Here is a 21,665-nt window from a genome sequence, read left to right on the forward strand (position 1 = left end):
GTTAGAGCCAGAGATCCAGTTCGGTGGTCTCGTCGTACTCGCGCTCGAGGGGGTCCTCGAAAACGCGCATGTGGACCTCGCCCGCCCAGACCGTCGCCGCGTTCAGGTGGCCCGCGTAGGCGGTTCCCTCCTCGTCCGAGAGGACCGCGTGGGTATGGGCGAAGCGGTCCCACTGGCGAGACTCCGTCTCGCTGTCCTCCGAGTGTGACTCGGAGACCTCGAGCCGCGAAACGTTGCCGACGCAGCTGGCGACCTCGAGTGGCTCGTCGAACTCGATCGGATAGTACTCGCAGGCCTCCTGATCGTAGAACCAGCATTCGGCGTCCTGAACCGCGCCGAGGGCGGTAAACCATGCGGCGTCGGCCTCGACCGCGTCCGCGAGCGACTCGATCTCGGCTCGCCAGTCCGCACCGGTCTCGAGGCGGGCGACGTACTCACCCGTGGTTTCGACGGCTCGATAGTTCATACTACGCTACTGTGTCGGCCGGCAGAAAAAGCCCTGCGGTCGGTTGCGGCGACGGCTCGTCCTCCGGCGGTGAGTGGCCGTATAGCGATCGGAGCCACCGAAACGATTGACACGCGGATCGCAACGTTGTCGTGCGGTTAGGTAGGCAGTGACGGTCACCGGCTCCGATACGTCGGTGGCGAAACCGAACGGGGCGACGTTCGAACGCGTGACCGTCGAGCGTCTTCCGATGCGGGAGCCGGCCAAATCAGTCACTGAGGGGCAGGCCGATCGATAGGTACCGATTACCAGCCAGATCTCTCCATCAATGGGCAAAAGCCGAGTCGAGAGGACAAGTATGGTCGGCAAACGCTTTTTTCGACATCTTCGAATCGATATAGGCATCATAATTCAGTATATACCAAAAGCTATAATACCTACCATCAAGCATTTGTCATGGTATGCCACGAAGCGCGGATGACATTACCAGACGACGACTACTCGCTTCAGGAGCGGCCGTCTCCGCGGCGGCGATCGCAGGGTGTATCGGTGGGTCCGGAAACGGCGACGGAGAAACGTTCCACTTTACGCAGGAACAGGCCAGAGAGGAGAACTTCGACCCGGTAATTTCGAACGACGCCTACAGCTTTCAGGTAATTCAGCACGTCTTCGACGGGCTCTACGAGTTCGACGACAAACTCACTCTCCAGCCAAACCTCGCGACGGGCGAGCCGACCGTTGAGCGCGATGGGACGCGATACATCTTCGAGATCGAAGAAGCAGCCGAGTTCCACAACGGCGACGACGTGACCGCCGAAGACGTCGCTCACTCTTTTACTGCACCCGTCGAGGAAGAGACCGAGAACGCCTCCGAGTACGACATGATCGAGAGCGCCGAGGTCATCGACGACTACCAGCTGCAGGTCGACCTCGGGGAAGATCCGTACGGCCCGTTCGAACTACAGACGATGGGCGTGACGGTCGTTCCGAAGAGCGTCCGAACGGACGACCGCGACGAATTTAACACGAACCCAATCGGTTCCGGTCCGTACGAGTTCGTCGAACTCCAGGAGAACGAGTACGTCGAGATCCAGCGATACGACGACTACTGGGGCGACCTCGATCCGAACCTCGAGCGAGTCCGCTTCGAGGCGCACGAGGATCCGGCGGGTCGGGTCTCCGACATTCGGGCATCGAACACCGATGTCATCGCGGGCATTCCCAACGACGACTGGGACGTCCTCGAGAGCGAGGACGGCGTCAATCTCCACTCGGCGGAGAGTCCGACGTTCATGTACATGGCGTTTAATTGTAACGAGGGGCCGACGACGAACCCCGAGGTGCGACGGGCCATCGCCCACTCGTTCTCGATGTCCGACTTCATCGAGTCCAACGGGGCGAACGTGAACTCCCCGATGTACAGCCCGATTCCGCCGGTCGTCAACGATGTCTGGGAGTTCCCGGAGGACGAGTATCAGGACATGCTGCCGGAGTACGATCCCGATCAGGCACAGTCGCTGCTCGACGAACACGCACCGGACGACTTCACGCCGACGATCATCACGCCGGAGGGGATCCGCGCCCAGTTGGCCGAACGGATCGCCACCCGGCTGGACGAGATCGGCTACGGGGCCGATGTCCAGGTCCTCGACTTCGCGACGCTGGTCGATACGTACACGACCGGGAACGCCGACGACTACCAGATGTACCTGCTGGGCTGGACCGGCGGTCCCGATCCGGACTTCTACCTCTACTCGCTCTTCCACGAGAGCCAGGAGGAACTCAATCAGGGGCACTTCTACGAGGGCAGCGACGGTTTCCACGAAGCAATCGCCGACGCGCGGAACTCGGCCGACCAGGAGGAACGCTACGACCTCTACGAGCCCATCATTCGGGAGATCGTCGAGGAACTGCCCGCGTTACCCGCGTTCACTCAGGACAACACGATGGCATCCCGCGACTACGTTCAGGATCTTCAGGCTCACCCGGAGGTGACGAGGAACCCGACTCTCGTCGCGGACTACACGAACGTATCCGTGGAGTGAAATCGACGGAATCAGTGTGACACGGAGTCGGCGAGGAAAGAACGTCGCCGCCGACTCGGTTACAGTGACGGTGAATTAGTACGATATCGACGAGAGAACAGACGGACTCGCGGATCAATGAAACTACTCAAATACACTGTATACAGACTCTTGCAGGCGATCCCCGTCCTGATCGGGATCTCCGTCATCACGTTCCTGCTCGCGAACCTGGGCCCGGGCGATCCGGTCAGCCTCATGCTTCAGGGACAGGAACACAGCGAAGAGCTAGTCAGATCAATCGAGCGGCGATACGGACTCGACAGGCCGTTACACGAACGGTACGTGACGTACATGGCAGGTCTACTGGAGGGAGACCTCGGACAGAGTATCCACTACCAGCGGCCGGTCTCCGCCCTGATGATGGATCGACTCGGGCCGACGCTCCTGCTCGTCCTATCGGCGTACGCGTTCGCGCTGGTGACGGCGATCCCACTCGGGGTCGTGGCTGCCAATCGACGCAACGAACCGACCGATCACGCCTCGCGAATCACCGCGCTCGTCGGCGTCAGCACCCCGTCGTTCTGGATCGGGATCGTCCTGATCCTCATCTTCGCGGTCAAACTCGGCTGGTTGCCCTCGAGCGGGCTGTACTACCCGTGGCGACCGCCCAGTTCCTATCCAGGGATCGATAGCCATCTCGAGTTATACTACGAGACGGCCAGACACCTGCTGTTGCCGATGATCGCGCTGGGGACGTTGCAGATGGCGACGATCATGCGCGTCGAGCGCACGCAGATGATCGAGTCGCTCCAGGGCGAGTACGTCAAACTGGCCCGCGCCTACGGCGTTCCCGAGCGGACGATTCTTCGGAAGCACGCGTTCAACGTCGCTCAGCTGCCGATAATAACCATCGTTGGCCTCAATCTGTCAACGGCGATTGGGGGCGCGGTGCTGACCGAGACGGTGTTCAATATCAACGGAATGGGACAACTGTTCATCGAAGCGATTAAACAGAACGACTACCAGCTCGTGATGGGTATCACGATGATGCTCGGCTTTCTGTTCGTGGTCGGCGTCATCATTACCGACATCTCGTATGCATACGTCGATCCACGAGTTACCTACGGTGAGAGGGACTAAACATGGCAGTCGGTGAATCTCAACTCGACAGCGGCACTGAATCGGCGGCGAACGAAGGCGAGATAGAGGCCCGCGTCGGCTGGCGCTACACTCTCGCACGGGTCAAACAAGATGCGACGGCCCGCTGGGGATTGTACGTCGTGGCGTTCGTACTCTTCGTCGCGTTCTACGCCCTGATCGACAGCCATCTCTCTCTGCTCACGTTCGGGCTCCTGTCAGATTTCGCGTTCGCGCGGCTACTGCCCTTCTTCGATCACCCCACGTACATTCCGCCACCGGGTGAGGGGACCCAACACATGCCGCCGTACTTCCCGCTGGCCGAGCAGTCGTGGAACCCGCTGCCAGCCGGCGGCACGCTCGAGCACCCGCTGGGGACCGACCACACCGGGCGGGACTACTTTACCAGGATCGTCTACGGGACGCAGGTATCGGTGTTCGTCGGGCTCATCTCGACGTTCGTCGGCCTCTCCGGCGGGACGATCATCGGTGCCGTCGCCGGTTACTACGGCGGCAAGACCGACGATATACTGATGCGGGTCGTCGAGACGATTTACTCGATTCCGCCGCTGATCCTCATCATCGTCTTCACCGTCTTCGTCGGCGGTGCGAACATCTGGTATGCGGTACTGGGTGTCGGGATCACGTTCGTGCCGGTCTTCGCCCGTATCATCCGCAGTCGCGTCCTGAGCATCCGCGAGATGGACTACATCGAGGCGGCGCGGGCAGCCGGCGTGAAAGACCGTAACATCATCGCCCGACACGTCATTCCGAACAGTTTCGCGCCGGTGTTGGTGTACGCGACGCTGCAGATCGGCGTGACGATCCTCATCGTCGCCGGGCTTTCCTTCCTCGGCTACGGCGCACAGCCGCCGACCCCCGACTGGGGCCAGATGCTCAACATTTCGCATGGCTACATGCACTCGAACCTCTGGCTTTCGATCTGGCCAGGACTGGCGATCATGATCACCATCATGGGCTTCAACCTGCTGGGTGACGGCCTGCAAGACGCCCTCGATCCACGGATTGACGACTAACAATGAGTTCCGAACCACTACTCCGCGTCGAGAACCTCAAGACGCAGTTCTTCACGGAAGCCGGTACAGTACGCGCCGTCGACGGCATCTCGTTCGACGTCTACGAGGGCGAGATCGTCGGCCTCGTCGGCGAGAGCGGTGCGGGCAAATCGGTCGCCTCGATGAGCATCATGGGGCTCGTCGAGAATCCCGGCGAGATCGTCGCCGGCGAAATAACCTACAAGGGGGAGACCCTCTTCGGCCTCGAGGAGGGGCCGGACGGCGAACTCCGCGAGCGCGAGGACGCCCTCTCAAGCGAGGAGATCCGAACCCGGATCCGGGGCAACGAGATCGCGGTGATCTTCCAGGATCCGATGGAGTCGCTCAACCCCGTCTTCACGGTGGGCGGACAGCTCCGGGAGTTCATCGAACTCAACCGGGGGCTCCCGGAGGACGAAGCCCGCGCGGAGGCGATCGACATGCTCCGGGAGGTGGGCATTCCCGATCCGGAGCAACGCTACGAGGAGTACCCCCACCAGTTCTCCGGCGGGATGCGCCAGCGCGTGCTCATCGCGATGGCGCTGGCCTGCGAACCCAGTCTCATCATCGCCGACGAGCCGACGACGGCCTTGGACGTCACCGTCGAGGGCCAGATACTCGATCTCGTCGACGACCTCCAGGAAAAGTACGGAACGAGTTTCATCTGGGTCACCCACGATCTGGGCGTCGTCGCCGAGATCTGCGATCGGGTGAACGTCATGTATCTCGGCGAGATCGTCGAGCAAGCGCCGGTGGACGAACTGTTCTACGATACGAAACACCCCTACACCGATGCCCTGCTCGATTCGATCCCTCGGCCCGACCGGACCGTCACGGAACTCGAGGCGATCGAGGGCGTAATGCCCGAGGCGATCGACCCGCCCTCTGGCTGTCGGTTCCACCCGCGCTGTCCCGACGCGCGGGAAGTGTGCAAACGGGTTCATCCCGACGCGAAGACGGTCGCCGACGCCGACGGCGAGCCCCATCGGGCGGCCTGCGTGAAACACGACACCTTCGACGTCGACTACGAGGGGAGCTCGCCCCTCAAGGGACGTGTCGAGACCGCGGACAGCGGACGGACCGCCGACGCCGGATCCGAACTCGCGGCGAACCCCGCCGGCGACGAGAGCGGAGGTGAGGGCCGTGAGTAGTGACATCCGGATGGACGAGAAGAGCGGCTACGAATCGGAAGAAGCGCTGCTCGAACTCGACGGCGTCAGGAAATACTTCTCACAAGAGTCGGGGCTGTTGGCGGGCGTGCAGTTCGAGCCGAGCCAGTTCCCGCCGGTCAGCGTCGACCGCGAGACGGTGAAGGCGGTCGACGACGTCTCCCTCGAGATTCAGCCCGGCGAGACGCTGGGTCTCGTCGGCGAGTCCGGCTGTGGCAAGAGCACGCTCGGGCGAACGATCCTGCGCCTGCTCGAGCCCACGGACGGAGATATCTACTTCAAGGGGGAGAACCTGGCCGATCTGGGCGGCGAGGAGCTTCGGCAGACGCGCTCGGACATGCAGATGATCTTCCAGGACCCACAGTCCTCGCTCGATCCCCGAATGAAGGTCGGCCAGATCATCGAGGAGCCGATGCGGGCCCACGACATGCTCGACGACGAGGGGCGACGTGCCCGGGCGAAAGAGCTCCTCGAGAAGGTCGGCCTCGACCCGCGTCACTACAACCGGTATCCCCACGCCTTCTCCGGCGGTCAGCGCCAGCGGATCAACCTCGCGCGGGCGCTGTCGGTCGACCCCGACTTCGTCGTCTGTGACGAGCCCGTCTCGGCGCTGGACGTCTCCATTCAGGCGCAGGTGTTGAACACGATGGAGAAGCTCCAGGAGGAGTTCGGCCTCACCTACCTCTTCATCGCTCACGACCTCTCGGTGATCCGCCACATCAGCGACCGCGTGGCGGTGATGTATCTCGGCCACGTCGTCGAACTGGCCGAAAAAGAGGAACTGTTCGAGAACCCACAGCATCCCTACACGCGCGCCTTGCTCGAGTCGATCCCCGTCCCCGATCCGCGGGAAAGCGGCCCCCGGGGCGTCCTCGAGGGCGAGGTACCGAGTCCGGTCGATCCGCCCTCTGGCTGTCGGTTCCGGACGCGGTGTCCACGCCTGATCGCACCCGACGCGTACGACTGGTCCGAGGAGAAGTGGGCACAGACGCGGGCGTTCATGCGGGCGGTCAAGCGCCGAACGTTCGAGCCGATGCCGGCAGCCCGGATCGAAGCCGAGTTCTTCGACGACACTCTTCCGCGAGGCGAACCGGGATCGGTCGTCGAGGAGGCGATCGACCTCGTCGCCGCCGATCGCGACGCCGGCGAGGACCGCGACGACGAAGTCGAGCGGTGGGAAGCCGCGACCGAGTTACTACTCGAGGCCTTCGCCGAACGAAGCATCTGTGCCCGCGAGCGGCCGGCCTACGAACTCGAGTCCGAGCACGGCTCCGGGAAACACGCCGCCGCCTGCCACCTCCATCGGTGACCGCGTGCCGGTAGTGTCTGTTTTTGTAGATTTGGTTGTTGCTCTCTATGCGCGAGATCCACCGTCCTCTAATTGGCCGTATTTTTGTACTAGACGGCCCAACAACACCGTTCGCTTCGTTGGAATGTCGATATCGCTGCCGTCAAAGTAACACGATCTTTCATCTCGGAAATACTTATACGTGTGGCGCGCTTTGTTACTCGTGTATGAGTAAAATACTCGCCACCGTCACGGCAAGCACGCAACGAATCGCAAAAGCACGACGAACGATCGATCACTCGCCGGCGCTCGGGGACGACCAGGCGACGGACGAGGACGGCCGCCCCGCGACCCGCATTCCACCTGGTGGCTTCCTGACCGGGTAAGCCTCGAGTCGGCGACCACTACTCGCGGTTGCGGTTTCTCCGCCGTCGTTCCTTCTCGATTCCTCCGCTCACGGGAGTTGGCTCTCGCTCCGATTTCCCGTCGACAGCGACGCCAGACGCGTCACCGCCGCTCACGAGTCGATCGACGAGCGCAGCGTGACGGTCGTCGAATCGCTGGGCCGGCCATCGGTTCCCTGCGTGGCGACGAACGCCCTGATCTCGTACTCGCCGGGTTCCGGGAGGACCGACTCGCGTCGGTCTCCGTGTCGCACCCGCTCGAGGCGGCCGTTCCACGTCACCGACACTCGCTTTCGCTCGCCACCGCGGAAGTCGAACGTTGCGGGCTGCTCCCGGGTGTAGCGGCGCTCGTCGCTGGCCTCGAGTTCACCGTCGACGGTCCACCCCCAGCGGCGTTGCCGGGGCGTCGGCAGTTCGACGGGGATCGGGAGCCGGTTCTCGAATTCGACGGTGATCTCGACGGGGTCGTCGCGCTCGTAGACGTCCCGGTCGGTCGCCACCGAGACGGCGATCGCACGTCGCGCGACCGCCGGCGGAACCAGCGTTGCGAGGAGGTTGGTGACGGAGGGACGGGAGCCGTCGGGTTCGGTTCCGAGGCCGTCGCTCGAGTCCCCACCCGTGCTCCGTCGCGGTCGTGAGGGCCCCATAGATGCACCGACTGGCGGGGCACACTAAACGACCAGGGTTCTGTGCGAACCGCCGGGCTCGAGGCGGGACTACTGCTCCCGGTCGGCGGCCCACTCGAGGAGCGACTGTAGCCGACGGCGAAGTTCGTCACCGTCGTCGGTGAGGTCGTACTCGACGCGGGGCGGGATCTCCGCGTACTATGCTCGCGAGAGGGAGCCAGCATCGACGAGGTCGTCGACTCGAGAGCGGCGACCTGCTCACGTCCTCGAACGCGCCGTCGAGCTCGCCGTAGCGGGCCGGGCCGATCGCAGCGACGACGCAGATCAGTTGCATCGCGTACCGGCGGCTGAGCAGTTCCATCAGTCCGTCGAGCCGGCGATAGCAGTCGACATCACGGGGCGAATCGGACGGTTCGGGCGGTCGTCGGGAGGTTCGGCCATCGCTTCGGGTCACTGCAGTTACTCCACGTTCGGTGGTGTCACCGATCGACCGCAGTCGGACGGCGAACCGACGCTCGAGGACGCCTACACGTCGATCTGTCTAGCGGTCGCGGGATTTCAGACGCGAGAGGCCGACGAACGGTGGGCGGCCCGCACGTCGGCCGCGACTGTCGGTCTGCCGCTGTCGGCCGCGACGACCGTCGCGACCGGACTCGTCGAAAACTGATCCCGATCCCCACCCCAGTTATCGCCAGGCCGGAAGCGTCGGCGCGTCGTCGGCCTCCATGGACAGCCAGGCACCGTCCGCGGAGATGTCGGCGATGACGTACTCGTCGCTCGCGGCGGTCGAGTCGATTGAACCAACGATCGTCTCGTCGGACGCCATGGCGTGGGGTTTCGTCGCCATGTGAATGAGTGACACTCACGTACATATAAACTCATCGAATCGGACTGTCCACGCAGGAGACCGATCGTCGCGACGGGCGGAATACCGGTCCGCGAAACACTGGGTTTATACTCATTTTCGCCGTACCCTGGTGATATGAACGTAGCCGACGCGATGACGCCCCGTGAAGACGTGGTGACCGCCGATCTGCCGGGGACCCGCTCGGACGTCCTCGAGTACCTGCAAGAACAGTCGTTCTCGTCCGTTCCGGTCGTCAAACAGACCGACAACGGGCTCGAGTACCGGGGGCTGATCTCTCGAGAGACGCTCATCGATCAGCCCGACGAGGACCAGCTCGTCATGCTGATGGAGGAGGACGTCCCGACGACCACCGCTGGGACCGCGCTCGAGGAGGTCGCGCGAACGATGGTCGAAGACGGTGCGCGACGGGTGCCCGTGGTCGACGGCGAGTTCGAGGGGATCGTCACCGTCACCGACGTCATCCACGCGATCGCGTCGGGCGACCAGGAGACCGAGGGCGTCGTCGAGACCTACGCGAGCGAGAACGTGAACACGAGCTACGAGGGTGCGCCGCTGCCCGTCGCCGAACGGGAACTCTCCTACGCGAACGTCCCCTACACCGTCGCGCTCGACGACGACGGCCGGATGAGCGGCGTCCTTACCGAGGTCGACATCCTCGAGGTCGCCCGGATCGTCGAGGGCGAAGAGGAGACGGGGGACAACTTCGGCGACCAGGACGACGAGTGGTCCTGGGAGGGCATCAAGGCGGTCGGCAGTCGCTATCTCCCCACGCGTGACATCGAGATCCCCACGGGACCGGTCCGGGAGTTCATGAGCGACGACATCGTGACGGTGTCGGGCCAGACGGCGGTCAAAGAAGCCGCACAGCGAATGATAACCAACGACATCGAACAGATTCCGCTGGTCGCGGGCGAAGACCTCGTCGGCATCGTCCGCGACGTCGATCTCCTGGAGGTACTCTATGAGTGAGCAAGCACACGCGAACGCAGAGGAAACGACGAGCGAGAAACTGGTCGAACTGGCCAAACGACGGGGCTACTTCTTCCAGTCCTCGGGGGCGTACGGCGGCGTCGGTGGCTTCTACACATTCGGTCCCCAAGGCGCGGCGCTGAAGGGCAACGTCGAGGACGCCTGGCGCGACCGGTTTGCGGTCGCGGAGGGGAACATGGAGATCGACGCGCCGACGATCATGCCCGAACCAGTCTTCGAGGCCTCGGGCCATCTGGACGGCTTCGACGACATGCTCGTCGAGTGTCCCGACTGCGGCGAGAGCCACCGTGCGGACCACGTCGTCGAGGACAACACCGACTACGAGGACGCCGAGAGCCTCCCCATTCCCGAGGTCGAAGACGTCATCGCCGAGTACGAACTCGTCTGTCCCTCCTGTGGTGCGGGGCTGGCGGGCCAGGCCGTCGACGCGTTCAACCTCATGTTCGCGACGAACATCGGCCCCGGCGACTCCGACCCGGGCTACCTGCGCCCCGAGACGGCACAGGGTATCTTCGTCGAGTTCCCGCGGCTCAAGGAGTACGCGCGCAATCAGCTCCCCTTCGGCGTGACCCAGATCGGTCGCGCCTACCGCAACGAGATCAGCCCCCGGCGCTCGATCATCCGCACCCGCGAGTTCACCCAGGCCGAACTCGAGTACTTCATCGACCCCGAGGCCGACGAGCCGGACCTTTCCGATGTCGAAGACGTCGAAGTCACGCTCTACCCGGCCAGCGAACAGAACGCCGAGGACGGCGACGAATTCCGGACGACGATCGGCGAGGCAGTCGCCGAGGGGATCATCACGGACCCGTGGGTCGCCTACTTCCTCGGCGTCGCGAAGCCGTGGTACGAGGCGGTCGGCGTCGACATGGATCGGTTCCGCTACCGCCAGCACCTCGCGGGCGAGCGGGCCCACTACGCCAGCGACTGCTGGGACGCCGAAAGCGAGATCGACGGCAACTGGATCGAGATGGCCGGCTTCGCCCACCGGGGCAACTACGACCTCTCGAAACACGCCGAACACTCCGGCGATCGCTTCACCGTCTTCAAGCAGTACGACGAACCCAAGACCGTCGAGCGCGCCACCGTCGACCCCGACATGAGCTACCTCGGGCCCGAGTTCGGCGGCGACGCGCAAGCAGTGGTCGAGAAACTCGAGGCCCTCGCGGCCCGCGACCGCTCCGCGTTCGATGGGGACGTCGTCGAGATCGACCTCGAGGGCGAGAGCCACGAGATCCCGGTCGAGAAGACCGGCTTCGCGGTCGAGGAGCAGACGGAGGCCGGCGAGCACGTCACGCCCCACGTCGTCGAACCCTCCTTCGGCGTCGATCGGACCGTCTACACCGTCCTCCACCACGCCTACCGCGAGGACGAGGTCGCCGGCGAGGAACGGACCTTCCTCGAACTCGATCCGGAGGTCGCACCGACCTTCGTCGGCGTCTTCCCCTTACAGAACGACGACGAACTCGAGTCCGAGGCGAAGGCCATCGCCGCGGCCCTGCGTGACGCGGGGCTGTCGGTCACCTACGACGAGTCGGGGAACATCGGCCGCCGCTACCGCCGCCAGGACGAGGTCGGCACGCCGTTTTGCGTGACGGTCGATTACGAGAGCATCGAGCAGGACGAGGGCGGCGTCACGGTCCGCGAACGCGACTCGACCGACCAGAAGCGGCTGGCGATCGACGACCTGCCCGAGACGCTGTCGGCGATTCGCGCCGGCGACCTCGCGTTCGACGACCTCGGGGAGTAAGCAGCGTCGATCGAGGTCGCGGGAGACACGGTTACCGTCTCGGACAGTATGGACCGTTCAGTATCCGGAGGGAGAACGTTCCGATATGACACGGGAATATGTGCCTATTCACGGGAAGATATTCAATCGTTCCCGTGTAAGTAACGACTGGCATGTCGAAATCGACGGACGAACGAGGGCGAATTTACCTCCCGAAGGACGTCCGAGAGCGGTTCGGGAACCAGTATCGTATCGTCGAACTTCCGAGCCACGTCGCGCTCTTCCCGGTCGATGAGGATCCGCTGGATGGGCTTCGGGCTGCCGTCGGTGATGCGTTCGAGGGAGCGGACGGCGACGAGTTGAAAACGGAAGCGCGCGAGAGAATCGCTCGAGAGATTCGAAACGAAGCCGATAGTCGCTCACAGAACCGAGAGGAATGACCCGTGTACGTCGAAACGGACTTCCTGACGGCACTCGTAAAGGACGATGACTGGCTTCGAGAGTCCGCGCTCCGCGAACTCCACGAACGAGACGATCTCCACACGTCGATCTTGGGCTATGCAGAGGTTCTAGTCTTGTTTTACGATCGCAACGACGAAGCGTATGAAATCGATGCGCCGCGGGCAGTTACGAATTTGCTGGAACTCGTCCCGATCCATCCGGCGGAACACGAAGACGCAGTGCTCGCAGCAGCGGCCTTCCTCGACGAATACGATATGACACCGTTCGATGCACTGCATGCCGGCCTCATCGCAACGGGAGCGGGAACCGTTCTGTCCAGCGAGATGGATTACGAGACGGTCGGTCTCGATCGAATCCCGCTGGAACCAAACAGCGGGACGGAGTGACGAGCCGTCAGCACGCTCGTCCACCGATCCGGGGCCAGACGGTTACAGTCACGACCGGATACGACTCGTTCTCGCTCGTTCTTTTAAATACTATATAGTGGTCGAGAGAACTAACCGACGGACTGAAGGTCATCTCTCCCAAGGCACGATACGATGGCCGACGAACTAAAGCGGCGACTCGTCCACGCCAGCGGCTCGGGACTGGTCGCCCTCTATCTGCTCGCCGACTATCTCGGACTCGGGTTGACGTGGCCTCGGTTCCGGGTCCTCATGGTCCTCCTCGCGGCCGGTGCGCTCGTCCTTGAGTTCCTGCGGCTCCGGATCGGACTCGACTGGCGGCTCTACGACGTGCTCACACGGGAGTACGAGCAGGACAACCCCGCCGCGTACGCGTTATACCTGATCAGTATGGCCGCCGTCGTGGTCGCGTTCGAGCCCCGGATCGCGCTCCCCGCGATGTTGATGCTCGCGCTGGGTGACCCGATCAGCGGCGCGGTCTCGGACGACTCCCTCCAGCGGATCAAGCCGCCGAAAGTGCTCGGGACGATGTTCCTCGTCTCGACGGTGATCGCGATTCCGTTCCTCCCGATCGTGGTCGCGCTGATCGCCGCCCTCGGGGCGACGATCGCCGACGGCATCACCCTCGAGATCCGTACCTACATCATCGACGACAACCTGACGATCCCGATCTACGCCGGCTGTCTGGCGTATCTCGTCCTCGAGTTCGGACCGGTGTAAGCCGAACTCGAGCCGGCCACGGTCGCGACGACGCCGCGTGTGACGCGTCGCCCGGTTCCGATATCGGCAAACACGTACCGTTCTGTGTTGCTCAAGACCGTCGCCGGCGAAGTGAGGGATCCGACCGTGTCACTGCTGGAAACGAGGGATCGGCTGGCGACCGTGCGGGCCGTCCTGACGGACGGCCGCAGCGAGATCCTGGCGGCCGTCGCGGCCGGCTGGTTCCTCTCGATCGGCGTTCGACTCGCGTATCCGGTACTCCTTCCCCATCTGCGGCAGGCCTACGGGCTCGATCTGACGACGGCCGGCTTCCTGTTGACCGCGCTCTGGCTTTGCTATGCACTGGGGCAACTCCCCGGCGGATTGCTCGCCGATCGGTTCGGCGAGGGGAACGTCCTCGTCGCGAGTACGGCAATCTCCGCGGTAACGCTCGGGCTCGTCGCCGTCGCCGGCTCCGCACCGGTAGTGTATCTCGCAACCGCCGCCTTCGGCTTCGGGACGGCGCTGTACGGCGTCGCCCGGTTCACGACGCTGTCCGACATCTATCCCGACAACGACGGCACCGCGATCGGCGTGACCATGGCCGCCGGCCAGGCCGGCAACACCCTCCTGCCGCTCGCGGCCGGCGGGATCGCGTCGGCGTTCGCCTGGCAGTACGGCTTCGGCCTCGCCGTCCCGGCGTTCGCCGTCGTCGCTGTCGGCCTCCGGTTCGTCGTCCCCGAACGCACCTCGAGTGCGGAAAGCGCCGTCGACAGCGTGGGCCTCGAGACGGTCCGCTACGTCGGCTCGGAACTGCGTCGGCCCGAGATCGTCACCGTGACGGCGATCCAGATCCTGACCTACTGCGTCTGGCAGGCGTTTACCGGCTTCTATCCGACCTATCTGATCGAGATCAAGGACGTTCCACAGGGCGTCGCCACCGGCCTGTTCAGCACGTTCTTCGCGATGGGGATCGTCGTCCAGCCGTTGACCGGCCGGCTCTACGACCGATTCGGCATCCGAACGTCGCTACCGCCCGTCTTGGGCGTCGTCGTGTGCTCGCTAATCGCGCTCCCCTTCCTCGAGGGGTTCTGGCCGATCGCCGTCGGGACCGTCTTCCTCTCGAGCATTCTCGGCTACGGGACGATCACGCTGCCGTACCTGACCGCGGCGTTTCCGGCGGACATGCAGGGGACGGGGCTTGGCTTCCTGCGGACCGTCTACATGACGATCGGCGCGCTCAGTCCGGTGTTGTTCGGCGCGCTCGCGGATCGGGGCTACTTCGACGAGGCGTATCTCATGCTAGCCGGGTTCGTCGCCGTCGCGGTCGTCCTGACGTGGTGGCTGCCCGACCTGTCCGAGCAGTAATCGAGCGCCGACGTGTGATCGGCGACTCTCAGACGGTCTCCTGTCCGTCAGTGCCGAGGGACCGAGAACCGCCCTGCGGTCCCACCGGGTCATCGGGACAGCAAACCGTATCACGCGTTCAGCCGCCAGAGTTCGAAATTGAGCACGGCCGCAAAGGTCACCCACACGAGATACGGGACCAGCAACGCCGTGGCGCGGCGGTCGACCCGTCGGAAGGCGAATATCGTGCCGACGACGAGCCCCCAGAGGACGAGGATGATCCCCAGCGCGACGAGCGGGGCCTCGAGCGCGAAGAAGGCGGGCGTCCAGGCGACGTTGAACAGCATCTGGGCGGCGAACAGCCCAAGCGCGAGGCGGCGGCCGTCGGCCTCGCTGCGCCAGACGAGCCACAGCGCGACGCCCAGTAGGGTAAAGAGGAGCGTCCAGACGACCGGGAACGCGATCGTGGGCGGGTAGAAGCTCGGCTTCTCGAGGGCGCGGAACCACGGCGTATCCGGCGAGGAAAAGACGCTGGGCAGCGCGCCGACGAGGTTGACCAACAGGACGAAACCGGCGGCAGTCAGGATCGACCTGCCGTCGGGACGGTTAGCGGTGTTCGTTCGGGTTTCCATACGTTCACTACGTCACCAGCGGGTTTATGCATCGGCCCTCCGCGGTTCGGTGCCGGCAGTCCCCTGCCCGCGAAACCACTTTCACCGCGGTACGGGAACCCTTATTCGCGGCGACGATGAACGACGGGGTAATGGCTACGACGGACGAGGACATCGCGTCTATCGAGCATCCGCTCCTCGAGCCCGACTTCTTAGAGCGCCGACTCTACCAGCTGAAACTCGCCGGGACGGCCGCGAACCACCACACGCTCGTCTGTCTCCCGACCGGGCTGGGGAAGACGACGGTGAGCCTGCTCGTGACGGCCCGCCGGCTCGAGGAGGTCGGCGGCAAATCGCTGATGCTCGCGCCGACGAAACCCCTCGTCCAGCAGCACGCGGAGTTCTATCGCGAAGCGTTGCGGATTCCCGACGAGGAGATCGTCGTCTTTACCGGCGACGTGAGCCCCGACGATCGCGCCGCGATGTGGGAGTCGGCGACGGTCGTACTGGCGACCCCGCAGGTGATCGAGAACGACCTCGTCGGGAGTCGGATCTCGCTCGCCGACGTGACCCATCTCACCTTCGACGAGTGTCACCGCGCGACCGGCGACTACGCCTACAACTACATCGCCGAGCGCTACCACGCCGACGCCCGACAGCCGCTCGTGACCGGGATGTCGGCCTCCCCCGGCGGCGACGAGGAGGCCATCCTGGACGTCTGTGAGAACCTCGGAATCGACGAGGTCGAGGTGATGACCGAGGAGGACGCCGACGTCGAGGAGTTCACCCACGACACCGACGTCGAGTGGGAGCGCATCGACCTCCCCGAGGCGGTCCTCGAGATCCGGGACGCTCTAAACGAGGTCATCACGGAGCGCCTCGAGAAGCTCAAAGAGCTGGGGGTCGCGAGCTCGACCCAGCCCGACCAGTCCCAGAAGGATCTCAACAGGATGCGAGCCGAGCTCCAGGAGCTGATCAACAACGACCAGTCGGAGGGGTTCGAGGGAATGTCGATCCACGCCGAAGTGATGAAACTCCGGCAGGCCGTCACGCTGGTCGAGACCCAGAGCGTCGAGGCGCTCCGGCGGTACTTCGAGCGCCAGCGCAATCAGGCCCGTTCGTCGGGGGCGTCCAAGGCGAGCCAGCGGATGGTTTCGGATCCACGCGTGCGCGAGGCAATGCGGAAAGCCGAGAGCTTCGACGAGATCCACCCCAAATACAGCAAAGCCCGCATGCTGCTCGCGGAGACGCTGGGACTCGAGGGTGGCGAACGCGTGATCGTCTTCACGGAATCCCGCGACACGGCGGAGGCGCTGACTGACTTCCTCTCGGACAGCTTCGACGCGAAACGGTTCGTCGGGCAGGGCGACCGCGAAGGGTCCGACGGGATGACCCAGAACCAGCAACAGGCGGTCTTGGACGAGTTCCGGGCGGGCGAGTTCGAGGTGCTGGTGTCGACCTCGGTCGCCGAGGAGGGGCTCGACGTGCCGGAGGTCGACCTCGTGCTCTTCTACGAACCCGTGCCGACGGCGATCCGCTCGATCCAGCGGAAGGGACGGACCGGTCGACAGACCGAGGGCCGCGTCGTCGTCCTCATGGCGGAGGACACCCGCGACGAGGCCTACTTCTGGATCTCGCGGCGGCGCGAGAAGGAGATGGAAAACGAACTCCGCGAATTGAAGGGACTGACTCCCGAGATTACCGAGGAACTCGACGATTCCCAGCAGTCACTGACCGATTTCGAGGGGGGAGACGAGAGCGGAGCGAAAGTAGACGGAGACGAGCAGAAAGCCGACGCCGTCGGCGATTCTTCCAGCGGAAGCGAGGGGGTTGCAGCGGGGCCGGGACTGCAGGAATTCGGAGAAAACAACTCGGAAACGGGTAGTGATAAGGACATTGGAGACGGGGCGGACGAAATCGACGAGGACGTCGACACCCCCGAGCCACACGCCGAGGGAGACACCGTGGCGGTCGTCGCCGACCAGCGGGAGATGGACGCGAACATCGCCCGCGAACTCTCGCGACGCGAGGCATACGAGGTCAGCCTCGAGACCCTCGACGTCGGCGACTACGTCCTCTCGGACCGGGTCGTCGTCGAACGGAAATCCGTCGCGGACTTCGTGGACTCGCTGGTCGGGGGCGACCGGTCGGTCTTCGAACAGGTCGGCGCGATGGCCCGCCACTACTCGCGGCCGATCGTCGTCGTCGAGGGCGAGGGACTGTACGAACAGCGGGACGTCCACCCGAACGCGGTCCGGGGAGCGCTCTCGAGTCTGGCCGTCGATTTCGGTGCGAGCGTCCTGCGGACGGACGGCGAAGACGACACGACCGAACTGCTTGCGGTGATCGCCGGCCGGGAACAGGAGACCGCCGATCGCGAGGTCTCGGTCCACGGCGAGAAAGGGACCAAGACCTTGAGCGAACAGCAGGAGTACGTCGTCGCCTCGATCGCCGAAATCGGCCCCGTCACGGCCCGGTCGCTGCTCGAGGAGTTCGGCACCGTCGAGGCGGTGATGATCGCGACGGAAGACGAGTTACAGGAAGCGGACGGCGTCGGAACGGTAACGGCAGAGCGGATTCGGGAGGTCATCGGGAGCGACTACACGGGCTGACCCGGTGAGCGATCGGTCGGGAGCGTCGTCGGCCGTCCGCAGTGGTCTCGGGTGAACGGGCCCACGGCTCAGTCGTTCGTTTCGGACGCGATACCCGTCTCGCGGTCGTCCGAAGCCGGAACGCGATCGTTGTCACCCTCCGCACGGCCGACGAGGCGGTCGGCCGCGAGGACGCTCACAATGGCGAGGGCGATGCCCGCTAGGACGTCGATAGCCCAGTGGATCCCGAGATACATCGTCGAGAAGACGACACAGCCCGCGACGAACGATGCGATCGCGAACCACCGGGGGTAGTCACTGCGCGATCGCCAGGCGAACAGGAAGACGACGACGGCCAACGACGTATGGAGCGACGGAAACACGTTCGTGTTCGCCGACACTGCCGCCGTCATTTCCTGTGTCTGCGGGTAGAAGCTGTACATCAGTCCGTCGACGGACGCGAGGTGGTTACGCGGACCATACACGATAAACAGCGTGTAACAAAGCGTGCCGATCAGGTAGTTCAAGAGATAGGCGATGAGCAGTTCCTTGAGGTGACGCTGGGACGGCAACAGGAAGTAGAGGATCGGCGCAGTCACCAGCAGGTAGGGAAACCCGAACATGTACATCACCGAGAAGAACTCCAGGGTCGCCTGGGGGACAAACGCCTGGAGCGACGCCACGAACTCGCCTTCGATACTGTAGATCGCCGCGGTGAGATCCCAATCGAGCGTCCGAGAGATCCGCAAACTGTGGCCGTGTGTCGCCCGCTTTGCCAGGAAAAACAGTGCCGTTATGCCGAGGTATGGCGCGATTTCGAACAGCCGGTGATCGAACTCGGTTGCCGTCCGGTCGAGGGTCGATCGGTCGAGACAGGTCGTACAGGTCCCGACGAGGGCGATACAGACGACGAACACCGTAAGCAAGACGACGAATCCAAGTGCCATGGGTGGTTGCTCGAGGGACGCGAGTGGTGGTTTGCGGGCGATGGCGCGGAGGGCGAATACCGACGGGTTCGGATCGCCGACGGATGGAGAGGGCTCCGACTCCGCCCGATGAATTTCGTTCCTCGATATAATATCAACGAATATATGCCTTCTGGTGACCGCGTTTCAGTCACTCAGTTGCCACGATCGGAGGGCCGGCAAGGATACCACGGAAGCAACTGGCAGACGGACGCTGATCAGCACACCGAGGTTCCGAGATTCGTCACCGGAGCGTCGTCAACGCCTCGCCGGCCTCGCGAGCCGCCTCGAGACACTCCTTCGCGTAGCGGGGGTCGTCAGTCGCAGCGGCCTTCTCGGCGAATTTTTCGAGGGATCGAACGAGAGCGTCGTGCGCGGCCTCGAGGTCGCCGTCGCTCGAGTGGAACGAACGGTTCCGATCGGATGCGGACACGGCGGGTTGTGACGGCGTCGGCTGCTCCGGTTTGGCCGACGACGGACTGGACGACGACTGTGGGTCGGTTGCCGGAGCGGTCGCGTCGGTTCGTGTCTCCTGACGCCGCTGGTCGTCGCGTTGACGGCCCGCCGAGGGTGCGTCGGTGGCGGCAGCCGTCTCGGATGGGAGCGAACTGGAGTCACCGTCGCCAGTGTCAGTCGTGGCTCCGTTCGTCGGCGCAGGGTCGTCGCCGCCGGTATCGGCCCCGGTATTCCCGTCTGTTTCCCCCTCTACGGCCGGCTGAGCCTCGAGATCCGTCCCCTGGACGGCGTCGGGGTTCCCGTGACAGCTGGGACAGAAGGTGGTTCCGTCCTCCTGAAAGAGGGGGTCACCACAGGTTCCACAGTGAGCGTTGGTCATCGTCGCGCCCTTGAGCAGCAGGTCGCTCATCCGCTGGGTTGCCTTGCGCTCTTCTTTGTCCTGCTCGTACTTCTCGCGAAGTTTCTCGCGCTCGGCTTCCTTGTCGAAGTCGCTCATACTCGTCTAGAGACGGCGGACCATCGAAAAAGCTGCGAACGAACGGACGCTGGACGCGGCCGTTCCTGCCCGACGGAACCGCTCCCTCGAGTCCCGTCAGCGCGTGAGCGAGCGGCCGTCGAGCCCGGAACGGTCGCGCCTCGGGACTACTCGAGTGCGGTTTCGACGGCATCGACGGCCGCTTCCGGCGTGTCGACGCTCTCGAAATCCGTTTCGAGATCAGAGACGTCGTGCGTCTCGAGGCCGACGATGGGCCGATCGTAGATACCGGCGAAGCCGAGTTCCGAGAGCGTTCCGACGCCGCCGGAAAGCGCGATCACCGCGTCGCCGTTCAGCGGGACGAGCGCGTTCCGGGCGTGGCCGAGCCCGGTCGCGATGGCGATATCGACGAACTCGTTCGCCGCGTCCCGACGCTCGCCAGGGAGGATCCCGATCGTGGTTCCACCCTCGCGTTTCGCGCCGCGACAGACCGCTTCCATCGTTCCCCCGCGGCCGCCACAGACGACGACGTGACCGCGGCGCGCGAGCTCGCGCCCGACCGCTTCCGCGCGGGCTCGCTGTTCGTCCGTGATCCGTCCGCCGCCGATGACGCTGACGCGCATACACGGGTAGCCGCGGGCGACGTCCATGATCGGTTCGGTCTCGAGTCACAGTATCGTGGCCACCGAAACGACCGACACACTGACCGCAACGCCGTCATGCGGTCAGGCGTGCAGTGACGGTCAGTGGCTACGATAGGCTTGCGAGACGAGCCAGTCGTCCGGTTTTCGACGGCTGTCGGCGGTGGTCGGGTCCGGGCCGGGTGTTCCCGTCGAAAGAGGGGTGTAGTACGACAGTTGTCGATATATTCCTCGTCAAAGTCATACGAAGTCGTAGATTCCGACGGATTTAACGCCCGGGACGGGGAAGCATTACGTGGTATGACGAAAGTTAGCGTGGTCGGCGCGGCCGGGACGGTCGGGGCCGCCGCAGGCTACAACATCGCGCTTCGGGACATCGCGGACGAACTCGTCTTCGTCGACATTCCGGACAAAGAAGACGACACTGTCGGACAGGCCGCCGACACGAACCACGGCGTCGCCTACGACTCGAACACGACGATCCGGCAGGGCGGCTACGAGGACACCGCTGGGTCGGACGTCGTCGTCATCACCGCGGGGATCCCGCGCCAGCCGGGCCAGACCCGGATCGATCTGGCCGGGGACAACGCACCGATCATGGAGGACATCGGCTCCTCCATCGCCGAACACAACGACGACTTCATCACGGTGACGACGTCGAACCCGGTCGACCTGCTGAACCGCCACCTCTACGAAACGGGTGACCGCGCCCGCGAGAAGGTTATCGGCTTCGGCGGCCGACTCGACTCCGCTCGGTTCCGCTACGTCATCTCCCAGCGCTTCGACGCGCCCGTCCAGAACGTCGACGCGACCATCCTCGGGGAACACGGCGACGCACAGGTCCCCGTCTTCTCGAAGGTGCGCGTCGACGGCCAGGACCTCGAGTTCGACGAAGACGAGAAAGACGACCTGCTCTCCGAGCTGCAGACGTCGGCGATGAACGTCATCGAGAAGAAAGGCGCGACCCAGTGGGGGCCGGCGACCGGCGTCGGCCACATGGTCGAGGCCATCCTGCGCGATACCGGCGAGGTCCTTCCCGGGAGCGTGAAACTCGAGGGCGAGTTCGGTCACGAGGACACCGCCTTCGGCGTCCCCGTCAAACTGGGCTCCGACGGGGTCGAGGAGATCGTCGAGTGGGACCTCACCGAATACGAGCGCAATCAACTCGGCGAAGCCGCCGAGAAGCTCTCCGAACAGTACGACGAGATCGCGTAGCCGACGCCGACCGATCCTGGTTTTTCTCGGCCGACCGGAGAGGGCAGTTTCGGTGTCGACGGCG

23 protein-coding genes are annotated in these 21,665 nt (G+C 64.2%); 15 read left to right on the forward strand and 8 right to left on the reverse strand.

Translation table 11 applies throughout. The features are described 5' to 3' along the window. Nucleotide 1: 1 nt before the first annotated feature. Nucleotides 2-466 carry a PPC domain-containing DNA-binding protein gene (locus J0X27_RS08845; RefSeq protein WP_207271984.1) on the reverse strand — a complete coding sequence of 155 codons (465 nt, stop codon included), beginning with the start codon at nucleotides 464-466 and terminating at the stop codon, nucleotides 2-4. Nucleotides 467-906: 440 nt separating this feature from the next. Here J0X27_RS08845 and J0X27_RS08850 point away from each other — a divergent pair, with 440 nt between their 5' ends. The 6 genes from J0X27_RS08850 (at nucleotide 907) to J0X27_RS08875 (ending at nucleotide 7,504) form a co-directional block, all read left to right on the forward strand. Beyond that, entirely contained in the window at nucleotides 907-2,490 is a 1,584-nt protein-coding gene (locus J0X27_RS08850; protein WP_207271985.1) for an ABC transporter substrate-binding protein, read from the forward strand. Between the two features lie 117 nt (nucleotides 2,491-2,607). Further along, on the forward strand, nucleotides 2,608-3,609 hold the full coding sequence (locus tag J0X27_RS08855; RefSeq protein ID WP_207268794.1) for an ABC transporter permease: 1,002 nt from the start codon (nucleotides 2,608-2,610) through the stop codon (nucleotides 3,607-3,609). A 2-nt stretch (nucleotides 3,610-3,611) separates the two neighbouring features. After that, nucleotides 3,612-4,643: an ABC transporter permease gene (locus J0X27_RS08860; RefSeq protein WP_207268795.1), complete on the forward strand. Its 1,032-nt coding sequence runs from the start codon at nucleotides 3,612-3,614 to the stop codon at nucleotides 4,641-4,643. Nucleotides 4,644-4,645: 2 nt separating this feature from the next. Next, a complete protein-coding gene (locus J0X27_RS08865) occupies nucleotides 4,646-5,812 on the forward strand; it encodes an ABC transporter ATP-binding protein (RefSeq protein WP_207268796.1) in 1,167 nt (388 codons plus the stop codon). A 10-nt stretch (nucleotides 5,813-5,822) separates the two neighbouring features. After that, nucleotides 5,823-7,139 carry an ABC transporter ATP-binding protein gene (locus tag J0X27_RS08870; protein WP_207272060.1) on the forward strand — a complete coding sequence of 439 codons (1,317 nt, stop codon included), beginning with the start codon at nucleotides 5,823-5,825 and terminating at the stop codon, nucleotides 7,137-7,139. A gap of 206 nt (nucleotides 7,140-7,345) precedes the next feature. Beyond that, nucleotides 7,346-7,504 (forward strand): hypothetical protein, encoded by a 159-nt coding sequence (locus tag J0X27_RS08875; protein WP_207268797.1) that lies wholly within the window; start codon nucleotides 7,346-7,348, stop codon nucleotides 7,502-7,504. Nucleotides 7,505-7,635: 131 nt separating this feature from the next. Here the strand turns inward: J0X27_RS08875 and J0X27_RS08880 are convergent, their stop codons facing one another. Continuing rightward, complete coding sequence (locus J0X27_RS08880) at nucleotides 7,636-8,169, reverse strand: DUF7974 family protein (RefSeq protein ID WP_207268798.1); 534 nt, start codon at nucleotides 8,167-8,169, stop codon at nucleotides 7,636-7,638. 69 nt (nucleotides 8,170-8,238) lie between these two features. Continuing rightward, nucleotides 8,239-8,337 carry a winged helix-turn-helix transcriptional regulator gene (locus J0X27_RS18225; protein ID WP_207272061.1) on the reverse strand — a complete coding sequence of 33 codons (99 nt, stop codon included), beginning with the start codon at nucleotides 8,335-8,337 and terminating at the stop codon, nucleotides 8,239-8,241. A 139-nt stretch (nucleotides 8,338-8,476) separates the two neighbouring features. On the opposite strand from J0X27_RS18225, the gene J0X27_RS08890 reads away from it, so the two are divergent. Further along, nucleotides 8,477-8,815: a hypothetical protein gene (locus J0X27_RS08890; protein WP_207268799.1), complete on the forward strand. Its 339-nt coding sequence runs from the start codon at nucleotides 8,477-8,479 to the stop codon at nucleotides 8,813-8,815. A gap of 18 nt (nucleotides 8,816-8,833) precedes the next feature. Here the strand turns inward: J0X27_RS08890 and J0X27_RS08895 are convergent, their stop codons facing one another. Then, nucleotides 8,834-8,995: a DUF7556 family protein gene (locus J0X27_RS08895; RefSeq protein WP_169924398.1), complete on the reverse strand. Its 162-nt coding sequence runs from the start codon at nucleotides 8,993-8,995 to the stop codon at nucleotides 8,834-8,836. Nucleotides 8,996-9,130: 135 nt separating this feature from the next. Here J0X27_RS08895 and J0X27_RS08900 point away from each other — a divergent pair, with 135 nt between their 5' ends. The 6 genes from J0X27_RS08900 to J0X27_RS08925 all read left to right on the forward strand — a co-directional run bounded on the left by J0X27_RS08900 (nucleotide 9,131) and on the right by J0X27_RS08925 (nucleotide 14,668). Then, nucleotides 9,131-9,985, forward strand: a complete 855-nt coding sequence (locus tag J0X27_RS08900; RefSeq protein ID WP_207268800.1) for a CBS domain-containing protein — start codon at nucleotides 9,131-9,133, stop codon at nucleotides 9,983-9,985. Then, on the forward strand, nucleotides 9,978-11,756 hold the full coding sequence (glyS, locus tag J0X27_RS08905; RefSeq protein WP_207268801.1) for a glycine--tRNA ligase: 1,779 nt from the start codon (nucleotides 9,978-9,980) through the stop codon (nucleotides 11,754-11,756). The genes J0X27_RS08900 and glyS overlap by 8 nt, the downstream gene beginning before the upstream one ends. A 152-nt stretch (nucleotides 11,757-11,908) precedes the next feature. Further along, a complete protein-coding gene (locus J0X27_RS08910; protein ID WP_207268802.1) occupies nucleotides 11,909-12,175 on the forward strand; it encodes an AbrB/MazE/SpoVT family DNA-binding domain-containing protein in 267 nt (88 codons plus the stop codon). Nucleotides 12,176-12,178: 3 nt separating this feature from the next. Then, the gene (locus J0X27_RS08915) at nucleotides 12,179-12,583 is read left to right on the forward strand and encodes a PIN domain-containing protein (RefSeq protein ID WP_207268803.1); all 405 of its coding nucleotides are present in this window, start codon (nucleotides 12,179-12,181) and stop codon (nucleotides 12,581-12,583) included. A gap of 153 nt (nucleotides 12,584-12,736) precedes the next feature. Continuing rightward, entirely contained in the window at nucleotides 12,737-13,321 is a 585-nt protein-coding gene (locus J0X27_RS08920; RefSeq protein ID WP_207268804.1) for a diacylglycerol/polyprenol kinase family protein, read from the forward strand. Between the two features lie 126 nt (nucleotides 13,322-13,447). Next, the gene (locus J0X27_RS08925; RefSeq protein WP_207268805.1) at nucleotides 13,448-14,668 is read left to right on the forward strand and encodes an MFS transporter; all 1,221 of its coding nucleotides are present in this window, start codon (nucleotides 13,448-13,450) and stop codon (nucleotides 14,666-14,668) included. A 110-nt stretch (nucleotides 14,669-14,778) separates the two neighbouring features. Here the strand turns inward: J0X27_RS08925 and J0X27_RS08930 are convergent, their stop codons facing one another. Then, entirely contained in the window at nucleotides 14,779-15,279 is a 501-nt protein-coding gene (locus J0X27_RS08930) for a TspO/MBR family protein (RefSeq protein ID WP_207268806.1), read from the reverse strand. 131 nt (nucleotides 15,280-15,410) lie between these two features. Between J0X27_RS08930 and J0X27_RS08935 the strand changes: the two genes are divergently transcribed. Continuing rightward, nucleotides 15,411-17,870, forward strand: coding sequence for a DEAD/DEAH box helicase (locus J0X27_RS08935; RefSeq protein WP_207268807.1), 2,460 nt, complete (start codon nucleotides 15,411-15,413; stop codon nucleotides 17,868-17,870). Between the two features lie 68 nt (nucleotides 17,871-17,938). On the opposite strand, the gene J0X27_RS08940 is transcribed toward J0X27_RS08935, so the two are convergent. The 3 genes from J0X27_RS08940 to J0X27_RS08950 form a co-directional block, all read right to left on the reverse strand. Further along, complete coding sequence (locus tag J0X27_RS08940; protein WP_207268808.1) at nucleotides 17,939-18,796, reverse strand: phosphatase PAP2 family protein; 858 nt, start codon at nucleotides 18,794-18,796, stop codon at nucleotides 17,939-17,941. A 262-nt stretch (nucleotides 18,797-19,058) separates the two neighbouring features. Continuing rightward, entirely contained in the window at nucleotides 19,059-19,766 is a 708-nt protein-coding gene (locus J0X27_RS08945) for an Sjogren's syndrome/scleroderma autoantigen 1 family protein (protein ID WP_207268809.1), read from the reverse strand. A gap of 146 nt (nucleotides 19,767-19,912) precedes the next feature. Continuing rightward, nucleotides 19,913-20,368: a TIGR00725 family protein gene (locus J0X27_RS08950; RefSeq protein ID WP_207272062.1), complete on the reverse strand. Its 456-nt coding sequence runs from the start codon at nucleotides 20,366-20,368 to the stop codon at nucleotides 19,913-19,915. A 318-nt stretch (nucleotides 20,369-20,686) separates the two neighbouring features. Between J0X27_RS08950 and mdh the strand changes: the two genes are divergently transcribed. After that, a complete protein-coding gene (mdh, locus tag J0X27_RS08955; RefSeq protein WP_207268810.1) occupies nucleotides 20,687-21,601 on the forward strand; it encodes a malate dehydrogenase in 915 nt (304 codons plus the stop codon). The last annotated feature ends 64 nt before the right edge of the window (nucleotides 21,602-21,665 follow it).

The sequence above is a fragment of the Natrinema longum genome, assembly GCF_017352095.1.
GTDB lineage: Archaea > Halobacteriota > Halobacteria > Halobacteriales > Natrialbaceae > Natrinema > Natrinema longum.